Raw genomic sequence first — 18,492 nt, 5'->3', positions numbered from 1 at the left:
TTGCGTGATCTGAAATGGTGTTATTGCTGCATGAGCCCAAGAATCTCGCTTTGTAGCAGGGTTGAGTTGTTTTATGAGCGTCGCCACTTCTAACCTAATGCCGTAAACACTCCAACTCCATCAGCTTGCTGATTCTGCTCGCGCTATCGAGGAAAAGCTGTTCGATTCACAACCATTAGATCCCGAAGCGCTTGAGCAATCGCTCATTCACGATTTCATGCGCCTCGCGCATGATGCGGTCCAGCAGCTCCTGCACGCTTGGAATGTCATGAATCAGCCCTGCCACCTGACCGCAAGACCAGGCGCCGCAATCGAGATCGCCTTGCTTCATCACGCGCGGATAAACACCCGCGACCTCGGTGGCGATGTCTGCGAACTTGATCTTTTCGCCCAGCTCACGCTCCTTGGCAATCAGGCGCTCGACTGCGGGGTTGTTCAGCACGCGTTCGGTGTTGCGCAGCGGGCGCATCACAAGACGCGTATCGAGTTCGGTAGCCCGCACAATTGCCTGCTTGACGTTGTCGTGAACCGGGGCCTCCTTCGTGGCGACAAAACGTGTGCCCATGTTGATGCCGTCAGCGCCCAGCGCCAGCGCTGCGACCAGTGAGCGGCCATCGGCCATGCCGCCAGAGGCCACAAAAGGCACCTTCAATTCTTCCGCCGCGCGCGGCAGCAGGATGAAGTTGGGGATGTCGTCTTCGCCTGGGTGGCCAGCGCATTCAAAACCGTCTACGCTCACCGCATCGCAGCCAATGCTTTGTGCCTTGAGCGCGTGGCGCACCGAGGTGCATTTGTGGATGACCTTGATGCCAGCCTCATGCAGTGCCGGTAGCCATTGCTGTGGATTGTTGCCAGCGGTCTCCACAATCTTCACGCCGCCTTCGATGATGGCGCGCACATAGCCGGGATAGTCTGGGGCATTGACCGCAGGCAGAAAGGTGAGATTCACTCCAAAAGGCTTGTCCGTCATCTCGCGGCAGCGCGCAATTTCCCTGGACAGGGCCTCAGCCGATGGCTGGGTGAGTGCGGTGATGACGCCAAGGCCGCCGGCATTGGAGACCGCAGCCGCCAGCTCGGCCAAGCCAACGTGGTGCATGCCGCCTTGAATGATGGGGCATTCGATGTTGAAGAGTTCTGTGATTCGGGTTTTCATGTCTCTTGATCAGTTGGCTTGGTTCAGTTCGGAAAGCACTTGGCGAGTGTGCTCGCCGAGCGATGGCACGCGGCCAGGGCGGTGTTTGTAGTCGTCGATTAAGACGACTCCTGGAATATCTGCGGGCGCGCGTTCACCGGCCTGGGTTCCAACGAACAAGTCCTTGGAAACACCTTCCTGCCCGGCGCGAATCTGGTCCATGGTGCGGATGGCTCCGACTACAACGCCAGCGTTGCTCAGCAGCTCGCAAACCGCATGGGTACTGTGGTGGTGGAAGGCAGTGTTGAGCGCCGCAAGCAATGCCGCGCGGTTTTCCACGCGTGCGCGATTGGTCGCAAAACGTGCGTCTTGAGCGAGTTCCGGGCTGCCGATGGCGTTGCACAGACGCGGGAAATGCTCCTCGGTATAGGCAGAAACCACCACCATGCCGTCGCTCGTCGCCACCACCTCGGCCGCGGGTGCCACTGTTGGCTGGCCGTTACCGCAGCGCAGGGGCACTTTGTTGAACATGCGGTACTCTGCCCAAGCGTTCGCGAGCGACGCCACGGCAATATCGATCAACGAGAGATTAATGAGCGCACCGCGCCCGTTCACGCTGCGGCGAAACAGCGCTGCCAGCACGCCACTGGTGAGCGATTGCGCGGTGAGTATGTCGACAGCGGTGAAGCCAACACGAACGGGATCGCGCCCGGCCTCGCCGTTCAGGCTCATCATGCCGCTTTCGGCCTGGGCAGCGATGTCAAGGCCTGCCCGCGAGCTGGCAGGACCGCGTTGGCCAAAGCCGCTGACTTGTCCATAGATCAGGCGTGGGAACTGCGACATCAGTTGTTCGGCGCTCAGGCCCAGCTTGTGCATGGCACCGGGGCGCATGTTTTGCAAGACGATGTCGGCACTGGCAACCAGCTTGAGCGCAGCGGCGGACCCCGCATCGCTGCGCAAGTCGAGCACCACTGAGCGTTTGCCGCGGTTGTAGGCGGTGAACATGGGGCCACAGTCGTCATCGGTCCAGCCGAGCTGACGGGCTGCATCACCTGCTGAAGGTTCGATCTTGATGACCTCCGCGCCCAAGTCCGCGAGCGATTGGCCAGCGGCGGGCACGGCAATGTATTGGCCGAATTCGATCACGCGCACGCCTGCCAGCGGCGCATCGTTTGGTACAGAGTTGATGGCTGATGTCATGGCGCTTACTGATCCTGCTGTCCAAAAACGGGCCGGCGCTTTTCAAAGAAAGCATTCGCACCTTCCTTGAAATCCGCTCCCGCAAAGAGTCCGGGCGCATTGTCGAGCTGGAACGCGAGCGCATCTTCCAGCGATATTGGCGCGCGGCGCAAGCCGGCCTTGATGCGGCCAAACGGGCGCTGCGGCCCACGTGCAATCTTGTGCGCCAACTCAAGCGCTGTGGGCAGCGCACTGCCATCCGCCACATGCTCATCGGCAAGGCCGGTTTGCAAGGCGCGCTCGGCGTTCACTTCGGTGGCCATCAGCATCATGCGGCGGGCTTGCGTAGTACCGACACGTGACGGCAGCGACCAAAACAGCGCGGCATCCGGCATCGCACCGACGCGGGTGAAGGCGCTGCAAAACATTGCGTCTTTTCCCGCCACCACCAAATCGCAGGCCAGCGCCAGACCCAGTCCCGCACCATAGGCTGGGCCATCGACCGCAGCGATGATGAGCTTGTCGCTGAGCGCAAGGCGTCGATACAGCCAAGCATTCCTCGTCATATTGCGACGCACTTCGGCTTCGCTTTTTTCTGAGAGCTGGCGCAGATCGCCGCCCGAACAGAATGCGCCACCCGCGCCCGTCAGTACGGCAGCGCGCAGCGTGGGGTCTTGCTCCAGCTCTTCGAGTGCGCTTAGCAAACCGTCCAGCACACCGGGTGCTTGCAAAGAATTACGCACTTGCGGCGCATTGATGATCATGCACAGCACGCCCGTTTCGCGTGTGGTGATGAGCGATGGATGCTCTTGCGTATTTGTCATGCGTAGCCTGCCTTAAAAGAAAGCGCGGCAAGGCGCTCGTGATGCACGGCTGCGCCGCCATACAGCGATGTAGCCAGCGCCAGGCGGCGCAGGTATTCGCCGAGTTCGTACTCCTCAGTCATGCCGATCGCGCCGTGCAATTGCAGGGTTTCTTCCCACACGTGACGGGCCACGTCAATGCAGCGAATGGCAAGCGCCGACACATTGCCTGGCGATGGCTCGTTGGCGACGTAGCGCCACAAGGCTTTGAGCTCTTGCACTTCTACATAAAGATCAACCAGCCGGTGCTGCACCACTTGGTTGCTGCTAATGCTGCGTCCAAACTGCTTGCGGGTCTTCACATACTCAATGGTGGTGGCGAGCGCCACGCTGGCCGCGCCAGCCGTTTCCGCACAATGCGCGATGATGCCGCGATCAATAGCCGATTGCACCAACACATGCATTTGCGCCCAAGGGGCCTTGCGCAGCAGCTTTGCCGGTGATTTCTCTAGCTGTAAAGAGGCAGCGTGGCGACCGTCGTACAGGCGTTGGTTGCCGAGCGTGAGGCCAGCCGCATCGGCGTTGACGAAAAATAGGCCGAAGTCGTCGTCGGCAATGCGAGCAACCAGCAGCAATGCATCTGCACCTGAAAGTCCGGGCGAAAGTCCTTTGGCGCCGCTGATTGCAAAACCGTCAGGCGTCTGTTGAGCCGTGGCGTTTGCAGGCATCACGAGGCCCTCGCATTGCGGCTCCCACATCGCAAAGGCCATACGTTTTTGACCACTTGCAAGATCACCAAGCCATTGACTGCGCAGCGCACCTTCGGCGGTCTGCACCATCAAATGACTGGCGACGATGGCGTTGGCGACAAAGGGCTCGATCAGTAGCGCACGGCCCAACTCTTCGGCGAGCACGCACAGGTCTTCCAGACTGCCGCCAAGACCCTCGTCTTCGGCGGGAATGGGGAAGGCCAGCCATCCCATTTCGGCGATTTCGCCCCAGCGCTCTGGCGGGCAGCCGTCGTTGTGTGCGGCCGAGGCTTCGCGTTGTGCAGGCGAGCTTGTTTGCGTGGCCCAACGCCGAACACTGTCGGCAATCATTTGCTGCTCTTGTTGCAGGGAGTCGCTCATAGTCCGAGTACCTGTTTGGCGAGAATATTGTGTTGAATTTCACTGGAGCCACCGGCGATGGTGTAGCCCCGCGCAAGAAATCGGCGAGAGGATGCGGTGCCCGCAATGCTCCCCATCTGCGGGGCATCGCTTTGGCCTGCAAGCCAGGCGGGGCTGAGTGCAAACGCATCGGCGCCGAGGCCGTCGACGATGAGTTCTTCCCACAGCTGAATCAAGCGGCTGCCACGCATCTTGAGCATGGAGACTTCCGCGCCAAGCAACTCGCCCGCTTGCTGGCGTTGGATGAAGCGGCCCGCGTTGGCTTCGAGCGCCAGCAAGCGCGATTGCAGATCGGCAAAGCGTTCCCGAAACCAGTGCTGCTCGCCAACGGGTTTGCCCAGATGCATGTGCGTAAGCCCAATCTCACGCGCACGTGTCATGCGGCGCTTGTTTTCACCGATGCGCGCGAGTTTCAGCCGCTCAAATTCCAGCAGCGACTTGGCCACCGTCCAGCCCTCGTTTTCCTCGCCTACGATTTGATCCACGGGCACGTGCACGTTGTCGAGGAACACTTCGTTGAAGACCACCCAACCGTGAATGCCGACGATGGGACGCACAGTGATGCCGGGCGATTTCATATCGATCAGCAAAAAGGAAATGCCCTCTTGCGGCTTGCCACCTTGGGCTGTGCGAACGAGGCAGAACATCCAGTCGGAGTACTGTGCATACGAAGTCCAGATCTTCGAACCGTTGACCACGTAGTGATCGCCATCACGCTTGGCCTGGGTGGCGAGCGATGCGAGATCCGAGCCCGCGTTGGGCTCCGAGTAGCCCTGGCACCACCATTGATCGCCAGCGGCAATCGCGGGCAAAAATCGCTCTTTTTGCGCCTCACTGCCGTAGTGCATGATCACCGGGCCGAGCATGTCGAATGTCACGCTGTTGAGCTCCGGCGCGTGGCCTTGCGCCATTTCTTCGTCAAACACCATTTGCTGTTCGACGCTCCATTCCTGACCGCCCCAGCGCTTGAACCAATGCGGCACGAGAAGGCCATCGGTGGCAAGGATTTTGTGCCAACGCACCACTTGCTCACGCGTGTGCTGCTGGCCGCGCTGCGTGGTTTCGCGAACGTCCTGGGGAAGGCGTTCGCCGACAAATTGGCGTATCTTTGTGCGGAATGCCGCAAGTTCGGTGGTCTCTTGCATGGGTGGAAAACCTAGAGTGAAATTCAAGCGGGATCAGCCTGCATCAGGCGCAAATGCGATGGCGCAGCGCACGTTTGGCAATCGCCGATCGGTGGACTTCGGACGCGCCGTCATAAATACGGAAAGGCCGCATCTGGCGATAAATCATTGACACCGGCGTGTCCTCGGAGATGCCAAGTGCGCCGCAAATTTGCACCGCTGAGTCCGCCACTTTGCAGACCACTTCGGAGACGAACACCTTGGCCATCGAGGAGTGATGGCGAATCGATTCGCCCGCATCCAGCATTCGCGCTACATCGCGCGTCATCAGGCGTGCGGCGTAAAGCTCGATATGCGCATCGGCAATCATGGACTGCACCATCTGGTGCTCGCCCAGCTTCGCACCATAAGATTCTCGGTGTGATGCGTACTCTTGCGCGATATCCATCGCACGAGACGCCATGCCGATAAAACGCATGCAGTGAAACAGGCGTGCGCCTTCGAGGCGTAGCTGTGCGTATTCGAGGCCACGGCCTTCTTCGCCGATCAATGCGCTCGCAGGCACGCGGCAATTGGTGAGCGTGATCTCGCCGTGGCCACCGGCATCAAACGGCTCCATCGTCGACACGTCGCGCACCAGGCGATAACCCGGGGTGTCTGTGTCCACCAGAAACCAGGAGACACCGGCTTCGGTGCGTGCCACAACAATCGCTACGTCGGCCCGCACGGCGCCGGTGATAAACCATTTGTGGGCATTGATTTCCCAGCCCCCTTCAGGCAGACGCTTGGCTGTGGCGCTGAGCATGCGCGGGTCAGAGCCTACGCCAGGCGCGGGTTCGGTCATTGCAAAGCAGGAGTGCAGATCGCCCGTGCGCAGCGGCTCCAGATAGCGCTGTTGCTGCTCGGGCGAGCCCAACTTTTCCAGCGCGTATATGTCTGGCTGAGTTGGCGGAGCGCATTGCAAAACCGCAGGGCCCAAAAAGCTGCGGCCCGCTTCTTCCAGATAGCTACAGCATTCCACCCAGCTCAGCGCGAGGCCGCCATACTCACGCGCTGTGCGTGCTGCGCCAAAGCCGCGCGCAACGGCCTTGCGTTGCAACACGCGCGTGGTTTCTTGCAAGGCTTTGGCGTCACCAGCTTGAAGCAAATGCTCTTGCGGAACGACTTCGCTGGCGATGAATTCGCGCAGCTCGCCGATCAGGATTTGAAACTCGTGTTCGGGGCGCGTTCTCATCGCTGAATCGCCTTCATCATTTTTGTCCAACGCTGGACATCTGTTTCGATGAATGTGGTGAATTCTTTGGTGCCCATGAAGGCTTCTTCGCCAGCGGCGGCAATGAGGCGCTTCTTCACTTCTTCTGTGGCAGTGGCCTCGCGCATTGCGGCTTCGAGCTTTTGAATGATGACTTGCGGCGTGCCTGTGGGCGCGTGTAAGCCGTACCAAGATACAGCAGTTGCTTCAGGAAAACCGGCTTCTGCGAACGTTGGCACGCCCGGCAACTCATTGGAGCGCGTGTCACTAATGTTGGCCAGCACACGCAGCTTCTTGCCGTTGATCTGCGGAATTGCCACGGCAGACGGAAGGATCGACATCGACACGCGGTTATTGATGAGATCAGGAATCGCGGGCGGCGCACCCTTGTACATCACCATCTCCAGCGGAATGCCCGCAGCCGTGCGGAACATCATCGTGGACATAGACTGCGGCGTGCCGATGCCACCATCAGCGTATTGCAGCGGCGGTGAAGCCTTCTTTGCCATGTCGACGAATTCGCGCACAGTCTTGGCGGGCGATGTCATCGGCACGGTGAAGTAGCTGGTAGACAGCGAGAAGCGGCCAATTGGCGTGAAATCCTGCATTTTCCAACGCAGATTGCTTTCCATGAGCGGCGTGTTGATCAGAAACGAGGCCGACACAAGCAAGGTATAGCCGTCTGGCGCTGCACGTGCCACCGTTTCAGCGGCAATGCTGCCGCTCGCGCCGGGCTTGGCTTCCACCACGATAGGTTGTTTGAGGATGCCTTGCAGCGTTTGAGTGAGCGCCCGAGTCTGCACATCAACCACGCCACCGGCAGCATAGGGCACGATGACGTGGATAGGGCGTTTGGGATAGTCGCTATCCGGCGCGGCCAGCGCATTACACGTAAAGGTGCTGGCACCCAAGGCAGCCGCGCCGCTTAGCAGCGTGCTTATGATTTTTCTGCGTTGCATGTCTTGTCTCCATTTTTATGTGCAATGGAAAAACTCCATTGCACATACCTGTCATAATAGGTTGCGTGCGAAGATCTAGCAATACCTGTTATGACAGCGCATGGTTGCAAGGGTGATCAAGTTCTGCCTGCCAACCCAATATCTAACGGATATAGTGCACGTCAGACATGCCTAAAACCAAGACCGAAAAATCTGTCGCCAGCGCATCAGCGGCGCAGCAAGAAAAAAAAATTCAAACCGATCTGCCACTGTTTGCACAGGTGCAGCAAAGCCTGCGCCAAAGCATTTTGGAAAAGCAGCTCGCGCCAGGGCAAAAGCTTCCTTCCGAATCCAAGCTGCAAGCGCAGTTTGGTGTTAGCCGAATCACGGTGCGGCAGGCGTTATCAGCGCTTCAGGCGGAAGGTTTGGTGGAAACCTTTAATGGCAAGGGGAGTTTTGTCACCCGTCCCTCGAATGCGCCGCAGCTTGGAATGCTCACCGGCTTTTATGAGCACATGCGCTCCAAGGGCTATCACGCGCAGGGCAAAACGCTTTCGGTGCGCACGGTGAAAGCGTCGATACGTGTCGCACATAGTCTGAAGCTGGCGGTAGGCGCACCGCTGACCTGCATTTCTCATGTGCGCCTTGTTGACGGCGAGGCGATCGTCTGCGGCAAGCTATTTGCACCTCCCTCCATGGCAGAGGCACTGCTGGCTCACGACTTGGAGACAGCGGACACCATGAGTGTGCTGGAAGCCAATTTGGGGTATCGGCTGGAAAGCACGCACATCGAAGCCCGCGCTGTGGCCGCTGGCGTGGAGCGCGGTAAAATTTTGAACGTGGCACCTGATACGCCGCTCTTGTATGTGAGCTTTGTGCCGCACGACATCGAAAACCAGCCGTTGATATATGCGCAGATGTATTTTCGACCCGACAAGTTCACTTACCGGGCAGTGATTCGTCGCTGAGCCGGCGACGGATAGATTTCAATTAGTTGAGATCACGAGCGCTTTGACAATCAAACGAGTACGACTGCTTTGTGCCGGTAAGCGTAAGTCGCTAACGTGGCGGTCGTCGGCAGCTATCGCTGCACACTAGCTATCCGTCGACAAAGCTCGGATGACAACAATGGGTCGGTAACGCCTGTTCATGAGCCGCAGTGCGGACTTCCAGCAGAGTCACTAGGATCCACTGACGGTCACTGTCGGCTACTCACCTAGAACCTGTCGTTGAGCAGTCACCAGCCTTGGATCTCAGATGACCGCTATGTAGCTGTGACCGATCGGTCACGATGCAGCCATGAGCAGCAACAATCTCTGCAAAGCAGTAGTTGCTGCATGAATACATGCTTGGTTGGTTGCCAGCGGTCAAGACTTGCTTACCGTGTGGCCATCGCCTTTCAAACCGTTCCTTCTGCAGGTACGGGGGCAGGTAGCTGCTCAGCATCCAAGACCAGTCGTTCGGCCAGAATTGATCATATGCCGCCCAGGAGCGGCTACTTGCTCGGGGTAGGGGCTGGTCTCCCGATTCAAAGGGACGGCTTTTAAACGCAAAATCAGGCGCTCATCGTTTGTGCTGAGGCGCCAGCACCTTACCAGTGCGAGTCGGCTATAGCGACGGGTTAGACCTCGGAGCCACCAGCAGCCCGATCTCCTCCAGCGCGCCGTTAGACTTGCACTATCGCCCATGAATGCAGTTGGGCACTTCCCGACAGGCCAGAGGCTAGAACAACCAGCGATGAAAACTGACGCGCACACCTATGAGCCCCGCAAAGGGCACGGACTACCGCATGATCCCTTCAACGCCATCGTCGGCCCGCGACCGATCGGATGGATTTCGAGCAGGAGCGCGAGCGGGCATGTCAATCTGGCACCCTACAGCTTCTTTAACGCCTTCAACTACGTCCCTCCCATCATCGGATTCTCCAGCATCGGCTGGAAAGACACGGTGCGTAATATCCAGGAGACTGGCGAGTTCGCGTGGAATCTGGCCACGCGTGAGCTAGCCGATGCCATGAACCAGACTTGTGCTGCCGTCCGTCCAGAGGTGGATGAGTTCGAGCTGGCAGGGCTGGAAGCCGTGGATTCGGAGTTGATACGGGTGCCCAGAGTCGCTCAGAGCCCGGTGACCTTCGAATGCCGATTGACCGACATCCATCAGTTGCGTGCCGCTAGCCACGAGTCAATTCCGTCTTGGCTCGTGCTTGGGGAGGTGGTGAAGGTCTACATCGATCATCGGCTTCTCAAGGACGGTATGTTCGACACGGCCAATTCCGGGGTGATACTGCGCGCGGGGGGCCCGGCAGACTATTTCTCGATTGGCGATGAGCAGAAGTTCCGCATGTATCGTCCCTAGTAGCAGACGGTAATCCCCCGAATTTCGCAGTTCTGAGAAGTCGAGCTATGCGGCCATGGCCAGCCGCTGTTTTGGGGTAATGCCGCCCCATGCCATTTTTGGACGTTCATGGTTGCAGCGCCGCATCCACTGCGTAGCGAACTCCCGCACCTCGTCGAAGTCGCTCCAATCAGGTTTCGGGCGCCGTCAGTGGTTCAGGCTTATCACGCACCAATTGCTTACTTGGACTGGGTGATGCCGGCATTTCAAGCATTGATCATCGCAACTCGGCAGGCAGTAATGGGGCAGTTGCTGCCGGTGGTCAGGTCACGCAAGCCGGTCATCGCATTGCGCAATGCTGGTCAAGGAAGACCGGCGCCCCAAGAAGGCCTCTATGGGCCTCAGCGAGCGGTGGACTGCAAACGAGCTTCCCGCGCTGCTGGAGATTCGCGCAGGAATTCGTTAATCACTTCTTCGCGTGTTTTACCGGGACCTGCAGGGGGTGCAAGGTTGGGGAAGTTGCTTTCTCCATACGACAGGTGGCCGTTTTTCATCGCCTCTGCAGTTTCGGCCCTGACTTGAGCACGTGTCTTCTGGCTCACGAAATGTTCCGGATGAATAGTCACACCTTGCTCGTTATTGGCTGGGTGTTCGTAGGCTGCCGAAGCCATCCCCGGCATGGCCAGTACAGCTACTGCTGCTGCGCTTGCCAATACGGACGCGATGGACAGAGGACGTTGAGACATGGTGGTAGCTCCTAAGAAAGTCGGTGAAACACAATCTCCCTGGCCTTGAGAAAGGTAAGGAGGAGATGTGTGGATCTTAGAAATCCGACCCCAACAGAAGCGGGACAGCGAGGTGACATTGTTGTCAGCTTCTTCTCATGCCGACCTGGACTGTCCTTTAGGCAGGTAGGCAAGTTCCGTCTATCTTGGTGAACGAGCCCCGCATGGGGGACTGTTGCTTCTTTTGAAAAGCGGGTGCAGGTCACCAGGCCACCTTCACCCGCAGTATCGGCACCGGTTTTAGAACGTATGGCGCAAGCCTATGCCAAAGCCAGTCTGGTTGACGCCAGGCAGCGGTGTTCCACCAGCTTGAGCGCTACTTGCTCCAAAGGCAGCATTGCCGCTGTTTTTCATATAACCCAGCGATGCATAGGCAGCAGTGCGCTTGGACAGGTTGTAGGTACCGCGCAGTACCAGCAGCTGACCCTTGTCCGCGTTGTCCTTGTACTTGAGCTGGTTGTACTGTGCGTCCACGGTCCATGGACCAAGGGGGTAGGTCACGCCCACAAACCACAGGTCGTTGCGCGGCGATGCGATATAGCCGTCATTCTTGCGACGCATATAGCCACCACCAATCTTTGCGCCACCGAGCTTCACATAGCCGTTGAGCATGGTGCGCTTGTCGACCTTGTCGCTGCTGGTCAGCCCCGCGAAAGCACCGGGGCCGCCGCGCAGTTCGTCATGCGCCAGCGCCGCCCCCCATGTCGTGGTGTCGTACTTGAGCATGGCCGACCACTCACGGCAGGTCTTGGCGTCGGTGCTGCTTTCACCTGCGCAGTTGGTACCGCCGGGGCTGGGGCCCGCATTGACGGCATCGCGGCCGAAGCTATAGGTCGCGCCAACGGCTAGGCCCGAAAACGTGCCTTTGTAGGAGATCGCATTGTCGGCACGTGCATTGGGAAAGTAGTTGTCCAGACTGGCCATGCTGTGCAGGCTCGGACCGATCACGTCAGCGTCGAGTACGGACCAGAACAGCATGGTGTACTGACGGCCCAGCCCCAGCGATCCCCAGGGGCCATTGAGGCTTACGAAGGACTGGCGGCCGAAACCGCGACCGCCCTGGTTGAGAGCTCCGCTGTCGGGGCCGATACCCATCTCCAGCGTGAAGGATGCGCTCAATCCGCCTCCCAGATCCTCGCGGCCGCGAAAGCCCAGGCGGGAGGGAACGCTGCCCGTCAGATTGGGCATGCGTGTGAGGTTGGACTTGGTTGCGCCCACGTTGTTCATGGTTTCGACGGCCGTATCCATGATGCCGTAAATCTGTACGGACGATTGTGCATGTGCCAACCCTCCCACCCCCAGAAGCGCAATGGCGCTCGCTAGCTTCTTCAGCATGAATGTCTCCAATTTTTAATTTCGTTCAGTATTTTTTGCATGCGTGGCTTGATGTGATTGAGCTGTTGAGTCGTGAGCCTCCTTCTTGGTCGGTGCAAAAACAGTGCTTACTTGTGCAGAGACTGGAGCCATTCCCGGCATTCAGACGCAGCTGTTGAAGGCCACTCGACACAGATCGTCTTGTCCATCTGACGCACTTCTACGCGTATGACCTGGCCGGCCCTGCGTGCATTGCGGGCACCTCCGAAGATACGGGCCCACCAGCCGGCTTCGCTGTATGTGTCCTGCGTGGAGGCTGTGATGGCGGCTTCCATCCGACCCTGCGGCACTGCGCTAGAACAGACTCTCGACGCAGGGGCAGGCTTGATCTCGGGGCTTGCGACAGCTGGCTTGGCCAATGAAGGCATGGTGGGCGCTGTCGAGGGGCCGGCGGATGAAGGTGGTGCGGCATCAACAATCAAGCCACCAGCTTCGATGCGAGCAGCCAGATTGCTGCCAAACTCTTCCCAGAGGCGATCGGCCTTGGTCTTCATGACCGACAGGCCAAAGGCGCCCAGGCGGCCCAGCACATCCACCTGGACCTTGATGCGCAAATCCGTGCCTCCGTTGGCAGCGGGCGTCAGAAACACTTCGCTGGTCTGCTTGAGCGAACTGGCCACCGAGGCATCCTCGCCGGTGCCTTCCACGCGCATGTATTCCGGAGCGTTCTGCTCGACGATCTTGGTCTTGAGCTTGAACCTGGCGCTGATGAAGGAAATCTTCTGGTGCATCTCCGCCACGTATTCCGTGGGACTGATGACATCAATGGACTTCATCCCCGGCACGGCGCCGGCCATGATCTGGGGATTGAGGAGCAGATCCCAGACCTGCTGGGGAGGGGCCGAAACGGTTAGGTTTTTTTCAATTTCCATGATGCATCTCCTGTGCTGCATGCAGCACCGATTCCACGATTTGGGTGTAGCCGGTACAGCGGCAGAGATTGCCGCTGAGGCCGTGGCGCACTTCTTCGCAACTGGGCTGCGGAGTGTTCTTGAGCAGGTCGCAAGAGGCCATGATGAAACCCGGCGTGCAGTAGCCGCACTGCAGTCCGCCGCATTGCATGAAGTTCTTCTGCAGTGGATGCAGCTTGTCCCCAGCGGCCAGCCCTTCGATGGTGGTGATGCTGCGTCCATGAACCTGTACTGCCAGCATCAGACAGGATTTGATGACTTCGCCGTCCAGCAGCACCGAGCATGCGCCGCAAGTACCGGTTTCGCAGCCTCGCTTGGTGCCTGTCAGATGCAGGTCGTCTCGCAAAAAGTCCGATAACAGCCGCCGCGACGCAACCTCAACGCTATGCGATTCGCCGTTGATCTGGCATTCGATGCGATGCGTGCTCATGCGGTAACTCCTTCATTGATATCAATTCCAAACAGCGTGGCTACCGTGCGGCGGGTTACCGTACGCACCATTTCTCGGCGGAACTCGCTGCTGCCCCGCAGGTCGGAGATCGGCTGGATGTCCTCAGCCACGATGCTTGCGACCTCTGCAGCGAGCTGCGCATTCACGGTCTTGCCTCGTAAGCAGTCCTCCGCGCGGTTCAGCCTTGCGGGAATGGGGGTGGATGCACCTACGGCCAGGCGTGCCTGATGGCATATTTGCCCGTCCATCTGGACGACCAGAGCCACGCTGGCCAGTGGGCGGTGTTCCGCGGCTGTGCGCAGGAAACGCGTATAGATCCCCTGGGTGCCAGGAGCCTGCAGCGGAACACGAATTTCAAGGAGTACCTCATCGGGCTCCATGGCCGTTGCGTAGTAGTCGACCAGGAACTCTTCCATCGACAGCACGCGTTCTCCGCGTGTGCTGCCCAGAACGACCGAGGCGTCGAGGGCCATCAGACAACCGGGCGGGTCCGTGGACGGGTCCGCATAGCAAAGATTGCCGCCTATCGTGCCCTGATTGCGCACCTGCGGATTGGCCACCTGGCCGGCCATCCGGGCAAGCACCGGTGCATGCTTTTTCACTAGTTCGGAGCGAGCCACGTCGATATGGCGGCTCATGGCCCCGATACGAAGACCTTTGCGCTGATCAAAGTCAATGCCATGCAGTCTGGGCAGCTTCGCCACTGAAATCAGGTGCGTGGGCGCGAGCATGCGTTGGCGCATGGCCAGCATCAGCGCCGATCCGCCCGCAATGATGCGTGCATCGTCGCCGTATTCAGCCAGCAGCTGGCTTGCTTCCTCGATGGAGTGGGGCTCTGCAAAATCAAATTCACGCATGGCTTGCTCCTTGTTGCTGCTTGTCGCGCAATGCAGCCAGCACTTTTTCCGGGGTGATTGGCAGATCTGTGATGCGCACGCCAATGGCGTCATAGACAGCGTTGGCAATGGCTGGTGCGCCGGGCAGGATGGCGGTTTCGCTGGCACCCTTGGCGCCATAGGGACCATTGGGGTCGTTGGATTCCACGAGGCCGCCACGCAACATTGGCACAGCATCGGCGGTGGGCATGTTGTAGTCCGCGAAATTGCCGTTCGCCAAGCGCCCGTTCTCGTAGTGCAACTGCTCATACAGCGTCCAGCCGATGGCCTGAGCGGTGGCACCATTGGTCTGACCGTGAATCGCAAGGGGGTTGAGTGCCTTGCCGCAGTCGTCGGCGACGTAACTGTCGATTACGCTGACCTGGCCGGTTTCAATGTCCACCTCCACTTCAACGGCCTGGGCGGCGTAGGAGTAAGCAGCGGCAATATTGCCGTAGAGCTTGTCGTCATGCATGACGGTCTTTGGGTCCCAGGTTCCGGTGACCTGAATGCCTCCTCCTCCGTGGCGCCAGATATGCTGGCGCGCCAGATCGGCCAGGGTGACGCGGCGTTCAGGCTCGGCACTTACACAAACAGCACCGCCTTCCAGCGTCAGTGCGTCTGAGGGGGCATTCAGGCGCTCGGCAGCCAGGCTCAGCAACTCTTGCCGCGCCTTGCGCGCGGCGATGATGGCCGCATTGCCTCCCGACATGGTGACGCGTGAAGCCAGAGTACCTACGGCCACCGGCGCGACATCGGTGTCGGGCACAAGCACATGAATATCGGCCAGAGGCAAGTCCAGTTCATGGGCCACGATCTGGCTGAGCATGGTGCTTGCCCCCTGGCCCATGTCGCATTCACCGCTGATGAGGAAGACGCGACCGTCCTCATTGATCTTGATGACCAATGTCGAGCCATCCCAGTTGCCGATGGTTCGGTTGCCGCTCACATGCATGGCCGCTGCCATGCCCACGCCGCGGCGCTTGACGCCGCTGGCCTTGGCGCATTGGCGTTTGTGGGTCCAACCTATAGCCTCGGTTGCCATATCTATGCATTCCCGAAGCCCGGTGCTGCCGATATGCCAGCCGTGAATCGAGACATCACCGGCCTTGAGCGCGTTGATCTTGTGAACCTGCACCGGGTCCAGGCCCAGTTTCTCCGCCATCGTGTGGATATGGCTGTTGAGCGCAAACTGCATCTGGGTTCCGCCAAAGCCCCTGAAAGCACCGCGTGGCGGATTGTTGGTGTAGTACAGCGTCGCTTCCGAACGCACATTCGGATTGCGGTGCATGTTGTCGCTGCGCATGGCACTGACGTGCATCACATCACCGGCAAGGCCTGCATATGCACCGCATTCGGCAATGATGCGAACCTGCTTGGCGACAATGCTGCCGTCCTTGAGCATGCCTAGCTTGAGGGTGATGCGCTCAGGCACGCTGGTGCATGCGGACTGGAAGTCCTCCAGCCGGTTGTTGACCAGTCGCACCGGACGCTGGGTATGCAAGGCCAGCAGGCCGGCAAGCAACTGGTTGTCGTCCTCTACGATCTTGCCGCCGAAGCCGCCACCGGTCGCCGCCTGCACCACGCGCACGCGGGAAATGGGCAGACCGAGGGTCATGGCCACCTGCATGCGCACCAGATTCACTGCCTGGGTTGAGGTGTAGAGCACAAGCCGGCCATCGGGGTCCAGCGAGGCCACCGTGGCCATGGGCTCCATATAGCCGGGGTATTGAGAGTGCGTGGTGTAAGTGGCTTCGTGGATCAGATCTGCGGCGGCAAAGCCTGCATCCACATCCCCGCGCTCAAACTGGATATGGTGGCCCACATTGTTGCGCCCTGGATGGATGCCGAAGGCTTCCTCATCCATGGCTTCCTCGGGCGTCAGAATGGCGGGTAGTTCTTCGTACTCCACCCGGATTAGATCCAGCGCGTCGCGAGCGATCTCATCGGAAACAGCGGCCACTGCGGCTACCTCTTCGCCGCAATAACGCACCACGCCTTTGGCCAGGACGGCGCGTTCCTTGTGATGCGCCCCCCAAAGATTGGCGGGAGCATCCTCGCCGGTCAGAACCGCCTTGACGCCAGGCAGCGCGCGCGCCTCGGTGGTGTCTATGCGAGTGATGCGCGCATGCGGGTAAGGGCTGCGCAGAACCTTGCCATGCAGCATGCCGGCGAGCTTGAGATCTCCTGCGTAGATGGCCCGGCCAAGCACCTTTGCCTTGGCCGTCACCTGTGGAGTGTCCATGCCCAGCGTGGATCGAGATGAAAGAGCAGATGTCATATCCGTACCTCGCGGCAGAAGACCCGGGTCACTGCGGACCACGGGCTTGTGCCACGTCAGTCATGTAGAGGTCAGTTCGAATCGCCCAGGCCTGTGCCTGCGCGATTCATCGGTTTCACTCGGCCACGATGCCGAGTTCCTTGATGGCCTTGCCCATCACCATGTACTCGCGCTGATTGAGATCGCTGAGCACCTTGGGAGAGCCGCCGGCTGGCAGGGCTCCGAAGACGGCGAGCTTTTCCACGACTTCGGGCTCTCGCAAAATGGCATTGAGGTGCTCGTTGAGCAGATTGATCACCGCTGCGGGAGTCTTTTTCGGCGCGAAGAAGCCGTTCCAGGCGCTGACCACCACATCCTTGTAGCCCAGCTCGGTCAATGTCGGCACGGTAGGTGCAAGCGATGAGCGCCTGGTATCGCCGATGGCCAGCGCCACCAGCTTGCCGGAGTCCAGATACTGGCGCACAGGGCCGAAAGTGACCCAGGCAGTATCGACATGGCCCGCCACGACATCGGTCACCGAGGGGCCGACACCGCGGTATGGAACATGGGACAGCTTGACGCCAGCGGCCTTGTTCAGCCATTCGCCAGCGATGTGCATGGGCGAGCCGGCGCCCGGACTGGCATAGGAGACGGTGGCCCCACTCTTGGCTCTGGCAATCAGCTCGGGCAGGTTTTTGACGCCCAGCTTGGGGCTCGTGACCAGCACCAGGGGCTGGGTGGCGGTGTTGATGATGGCTTCGTAGCCGTTGAGTACGTCGTAGGCAGCAGCGCCCGATAGCTTCATGACCAGGGGGGCGGTGGTGAAGGGGTTGGGAGTGAACAGCAATGTGTAGCCATCGGAGCGTGCACGCCCCACCATGCCGTTGCCTATCGCACCCCCAGCACCTGGGCGGTTGTCAATCAGCACGGTCTGCTTGAGTCTGTGACTGAGCTTGTCGGCAAAGAGGCGGGCGATGGCATCGGTATCCCCGCCTGGCGGGTAGGACACGATCACCGTGATGGGCTTGCTGGGATAACTTTCTTCGGCAAGCACCGGCTGCGCAAGCAGCGTGCCGCAGGCAAGAGCAGTAAAGCAAAACTGGCGTCGATCAACTGACATGGTCGCCTCTCCTTGGGCCGTGGGTATAAATCTCATACGCAACCTCTGATGTTTCAATAGTGAATCAATAGATCGCAAAAGAAACAATGAATGGAGTTATACGCCTATAGTTGATTGATCAAATTGCTGTTTTCACTATTGACATTGGATTTTGTTAATCTAGATGGAACAATGGCGCATGAACAAGAAAATGAGTGAAACGCCCTGGTCGCACTTGAACGCGCAAGGTGATGGGCTGACGGTGGACGACTTCATCACCACATTGATGAGCCAGGTGGGCAATGCTCTGCGGCGCACCATTACCGTTCCCTACGCCGAGAAACACGATCTGACGGTCTCGGAGTGGCGCTTGCTGGCCTTGATTGCCCACGCCGGACGGCTGGCCTTCTCGGATCTGGTCATTCAGTCCACCTCGGACAAAGCCTTGGTGAGCCGCGCTCTCAAGCGGCTGCAGGCCAAAGGCCTGGTGGATCTGCAGGGTGAAGGCAATACGCCGCGCAAAAAGATTTTTTGTCAGGTCACCGAACAGGGCGAGGCCCTGCATGCGCAGGTCATGCCCTTGGCGCGTGCCAGCCAGGCTGCTGCCATTCGGGCATTGCCTGAAGATGAGCGCAATGCCATGTACAACGCGCTGATGCGCTTGCGTGCACATTGCGAGAGAGCAGGCGCTTTGTGCGGCGAGGATGAAGCAGGTCTGGAGTAGTTCCTGAGGCCCTGCGTTGGATAGCCGCCTGGATGCTGTTGCAACACATATAGACGCACGAATTTCCGCGTGCTGCAGGCGG

At 59.4% G+C, this 18,492-nt stretch carries 17 protein-coding genes and 1 pseudogene; 3 read left to right on the top strand and 15 right to left on the bottom strand.

Features of this window, described 5'->3' with window-relative positions; all coding sequences use genetic code 11:
- Positions 1 to 175 precede the first annotated feature (175 nt).
- Genes QYQ99_RS03975 through QYQ99_RS03945 form a run of 7 tightly spaced genes read right to left on the bottom strand, consistent with a single transcriptional unit; the run spans position 176 to position 7,618 of the window.
- A complete protein-coding gene (locus QYQ99_RS03975; RefSeq protein ID WP_302091525.1) occupies positions 176 to 1,153 on the bottom strand; it encodes an NAD(P)H-dependent flavin oxidoreductase in 978 nt (325 codons plus the stop codon).
- Positions 1,154 to 1,162: 9 nt separating this feature from the next.
- Entirely contained in the window at positions 1,163 to 2,332 is a 1,170-nt protein-coding gene (locus tag QYQ99_RS03970) for a CaiB/BaiF CoA transferase family protein (protein WP_302091524.1), read from the bottom strand.
- 5 nt (positions 2,333 to 2,337) lie between these two features.
- On the bottom strand, positions 2,338 to 3,135 hold the full coding sequence (locus tag QYQ99_RS03965; protein ID WP_302091523.1) for an enoyl-CoA hydratase/isomerase family protein: 798 nt from the start codon (positions 3,133 to 3,135) through the stop codon (positions 2,338 to 2,340).
- Positions 3,132 to 4,244 (bottom strand): acyl-CoA dehydrogenase family protein, encoded by a 1,113-nt coding sequence (locus tag QYQ99_RS03960; protein ID WP_302091522.1) that lies wholly within the window; start codon positions 4,242 to 4,244, stop codon positions 3,132 to 3,134. The genes QYQ99_RS03965 and QYQ99_RS03960 overlap by 4 nt, the downstream gene beginning before the upstream one ends.
- Entirely contained in the window at positions 4,241 to 5,428 is a 1,188-nt protein-coding gene (locus QYQ99_RS03955; RefSeq protein ID WP_302091521.1) for an acyl-CoA dehydrogenase family protein, read from the bottom strand. Before QYQ99_RS03955 ends, QYQ99_RS03960 begins: the two co-directional genes overlap by 4 nt.
- A 43-nt stretch (positions 5,429 to 5,471) precedes the next feature.
- Entirely contained in the window at positions 5,472 to 6,641 is a 1,170-nt protein-coding gene (locus QYQ99_RS03950) for an acyl-CoA dehydrogenase family protein (RefSeq protein ID WP_302091520.1), read from the bottom strand.
- Positions 6,638 to 7,618, bottom strand: coding sequence for a tripartite tricarboxylate transporter substrate binding protein (locus QYQ99_RS03945; protein ID WP_302091519.1), 981 nt, complete (start codon positions 7,616 to 7,618; stop codon positions 6,638 to 6,640). The genes QYQ99_RS03950 and QYQ99_RS03945 overlap by 4 nt, the downstream gene beginning before the upstream one ends.
- A 167-nt stretch (positions 7,619 to 7,785) precedes the next feature.
- On the opposite strand from QYQ99_RS03945, the gene QYQ99_RS03940 reads away from it, so the two are divergent.
- Positions 7,786 to 8,565 (top strand): GntR family transcriptional regulator, encoded by a 780-nt coding sequence (locus QYQ99_RS03940; protein ID WP_302091518.1) that lies wholly within the window; start codon positions 7,786 to 7,788, stop codon positions 8,563 to 8,565.
- Positions 8,566 to 9,334: 769 nt separating this feature from the next.
- The gene (locus QYQ99_RS03935; protein WP_302091517.1) at positions 9,335 to 9,952 is read left to right on the top strand and encodes a flavin reductase family protein; all 618 of its coding nucleotides are present in this window, start codon (positions 9,335 to 9,337) and stop codon (positions 9,950 to 9,952) included.
- Positions 9,953 to 9,997: 45 nt separating this feature from the next.
- On the opposite strand, the pseudogene QYQ99_RS28465 reads toward QYQ99_RS03935, so the two are convergent.
- The 8 genes and pseudogenes from QYQ99_RS28465 to QYQ99_RS03900 all read right to left on the bottom strand — a co-directional run.
- Positions 9,998 to 10,123, bottom strand: a pseudogene (locus QYQ99_RS28465) (IS3 family transposase); the annotation flags it as partial.
- Between the two features lie 209 nt (positions 10,124 to 10,332).
- A complete protein-coding gene (locus QYQ99_RS03930; protein WP_302091516.1) occupies positions 10,333 to 10,677 on the bottom strand; it encodes a DUF4148 domain-containing protein in 345 nt (114 codons plus the stop codon).
- 279 nt (positions 10,678 to 10,956) lie between these two features.
- Positions 10,957 to 12,051: a porin gene (locus QYQ99_RS03925; RefSeq protein WP_302091515.1), complete on the bottom strand. Its 1,095-nt coding sequence runs from the start codon at positions 12,049 to 12,051 to the stop codon at positions 10,957 to 10,959.
- Between the two features lie 107 nt (positions 12,052 to 12,158).
- Positions 12,159 to 12,962: a CoxG family protein gene (locus QYQ99_RS03920; RefSeq protein WP_302091514.1), complete on the bottom strand. Its 804-nt coding sequence runs from the start codon at positions 12,960 to 12,962 to the stop codon at positions 12,159 to 12,161.
- Positions 12,952 to 13,431: a (2Fe-2S)-binding protein gene (locus QYQ99_RS03915; RefSeq protein WP_302091513.1), complete on the bottom strand. Its 480-nt coding sequence runs from the start codon at positions 13,429 to 13,431 to the stop codon at positions 12,952 to 12,954. Before QYQ99_RS03915 ends, QYQ99_RS03920 begins: the two co-directional genes overlap by 11 nt.
- Positions 13,428 to 14,309: an FAD binding domain-containing protein gene (locus QYQ99_RS03910; RefSeq protein ID WP_302091512.1), complete on the bottom strand. Its 882-nt coding sequence runs from the start codon at positions 14,307 to 14,309 to the stop codon at positions 13,428 to 13,430. Before QYQ99_RS03910 ends, QYQ99_RS03915 begins: the two co-directional genes overlap by 4 nt.
- Positions 14,302 to 16,608 (bottom strand): xanthine dehydrogenase family protein molybdopterin-binding subunit, encoded by a 2,307-nt coding sequence (locus QYQ99_RS03905; RefSeq protein WP_302091511.1) that lies wholly within the window; start codon positions 16,606 to 16,608, stop codon positions 14,302 to 14,304. The genes QYQ99_RS03910 and QYQ99_RS03905 overlap by 8 nt, the downstream gene beginning before the upstream one ends.
- Before the next feature lie 115 nt (positions 16,609 to 16,723).
- Positions 16,724 to 17,707: a Bug family tripartite tricarboxylate transporter substrate binding protein gene (locus QYQ99_RS03900; RefSeq protein ID WP_302091510.1), complete on the bottom strand. Its 984-nt coding sequence runs from the start codon at positions 17,705 to 17,707 to the stop codon at positions 16,724 to 16,726.
- Positions 17,708 to 17,885: 178 nt separating this feature from the next.
- Between QYQ99_RS03900 and QYQ99_RS03895 the strand changes: the two genes are divergently transcribed.
- The gene (locus QYQ99_RS03895) at positions 17,886 to 18,410 is read left to right on the top strand and encodes a MarR family winged helix-turn-helix transcriptional regulator (protein WP_302091509.1); all 525 of its coding nucleotides are present in this window, start codon (positions 17,886 to 17,888) and stop codon (positions 18,408 to 18,410) included.
- The last annotated feature ends 82 nt before the right edge of the window (positions 18,411 to 18,492 follow it).

The sequence above is a fragment of the Comamonas testosteroni genome, assembly GCF_030505195.1.
GTDB lineage: Bacteria > Pseudomonadota > Gammaproteobacteria > Burkholderiales > Burkholderiaceae_C > Comamonas > Comamonas testosteroni_G.
This window is presented reverse-complemented; position numbering and strand designations above follow the sequence as displayed.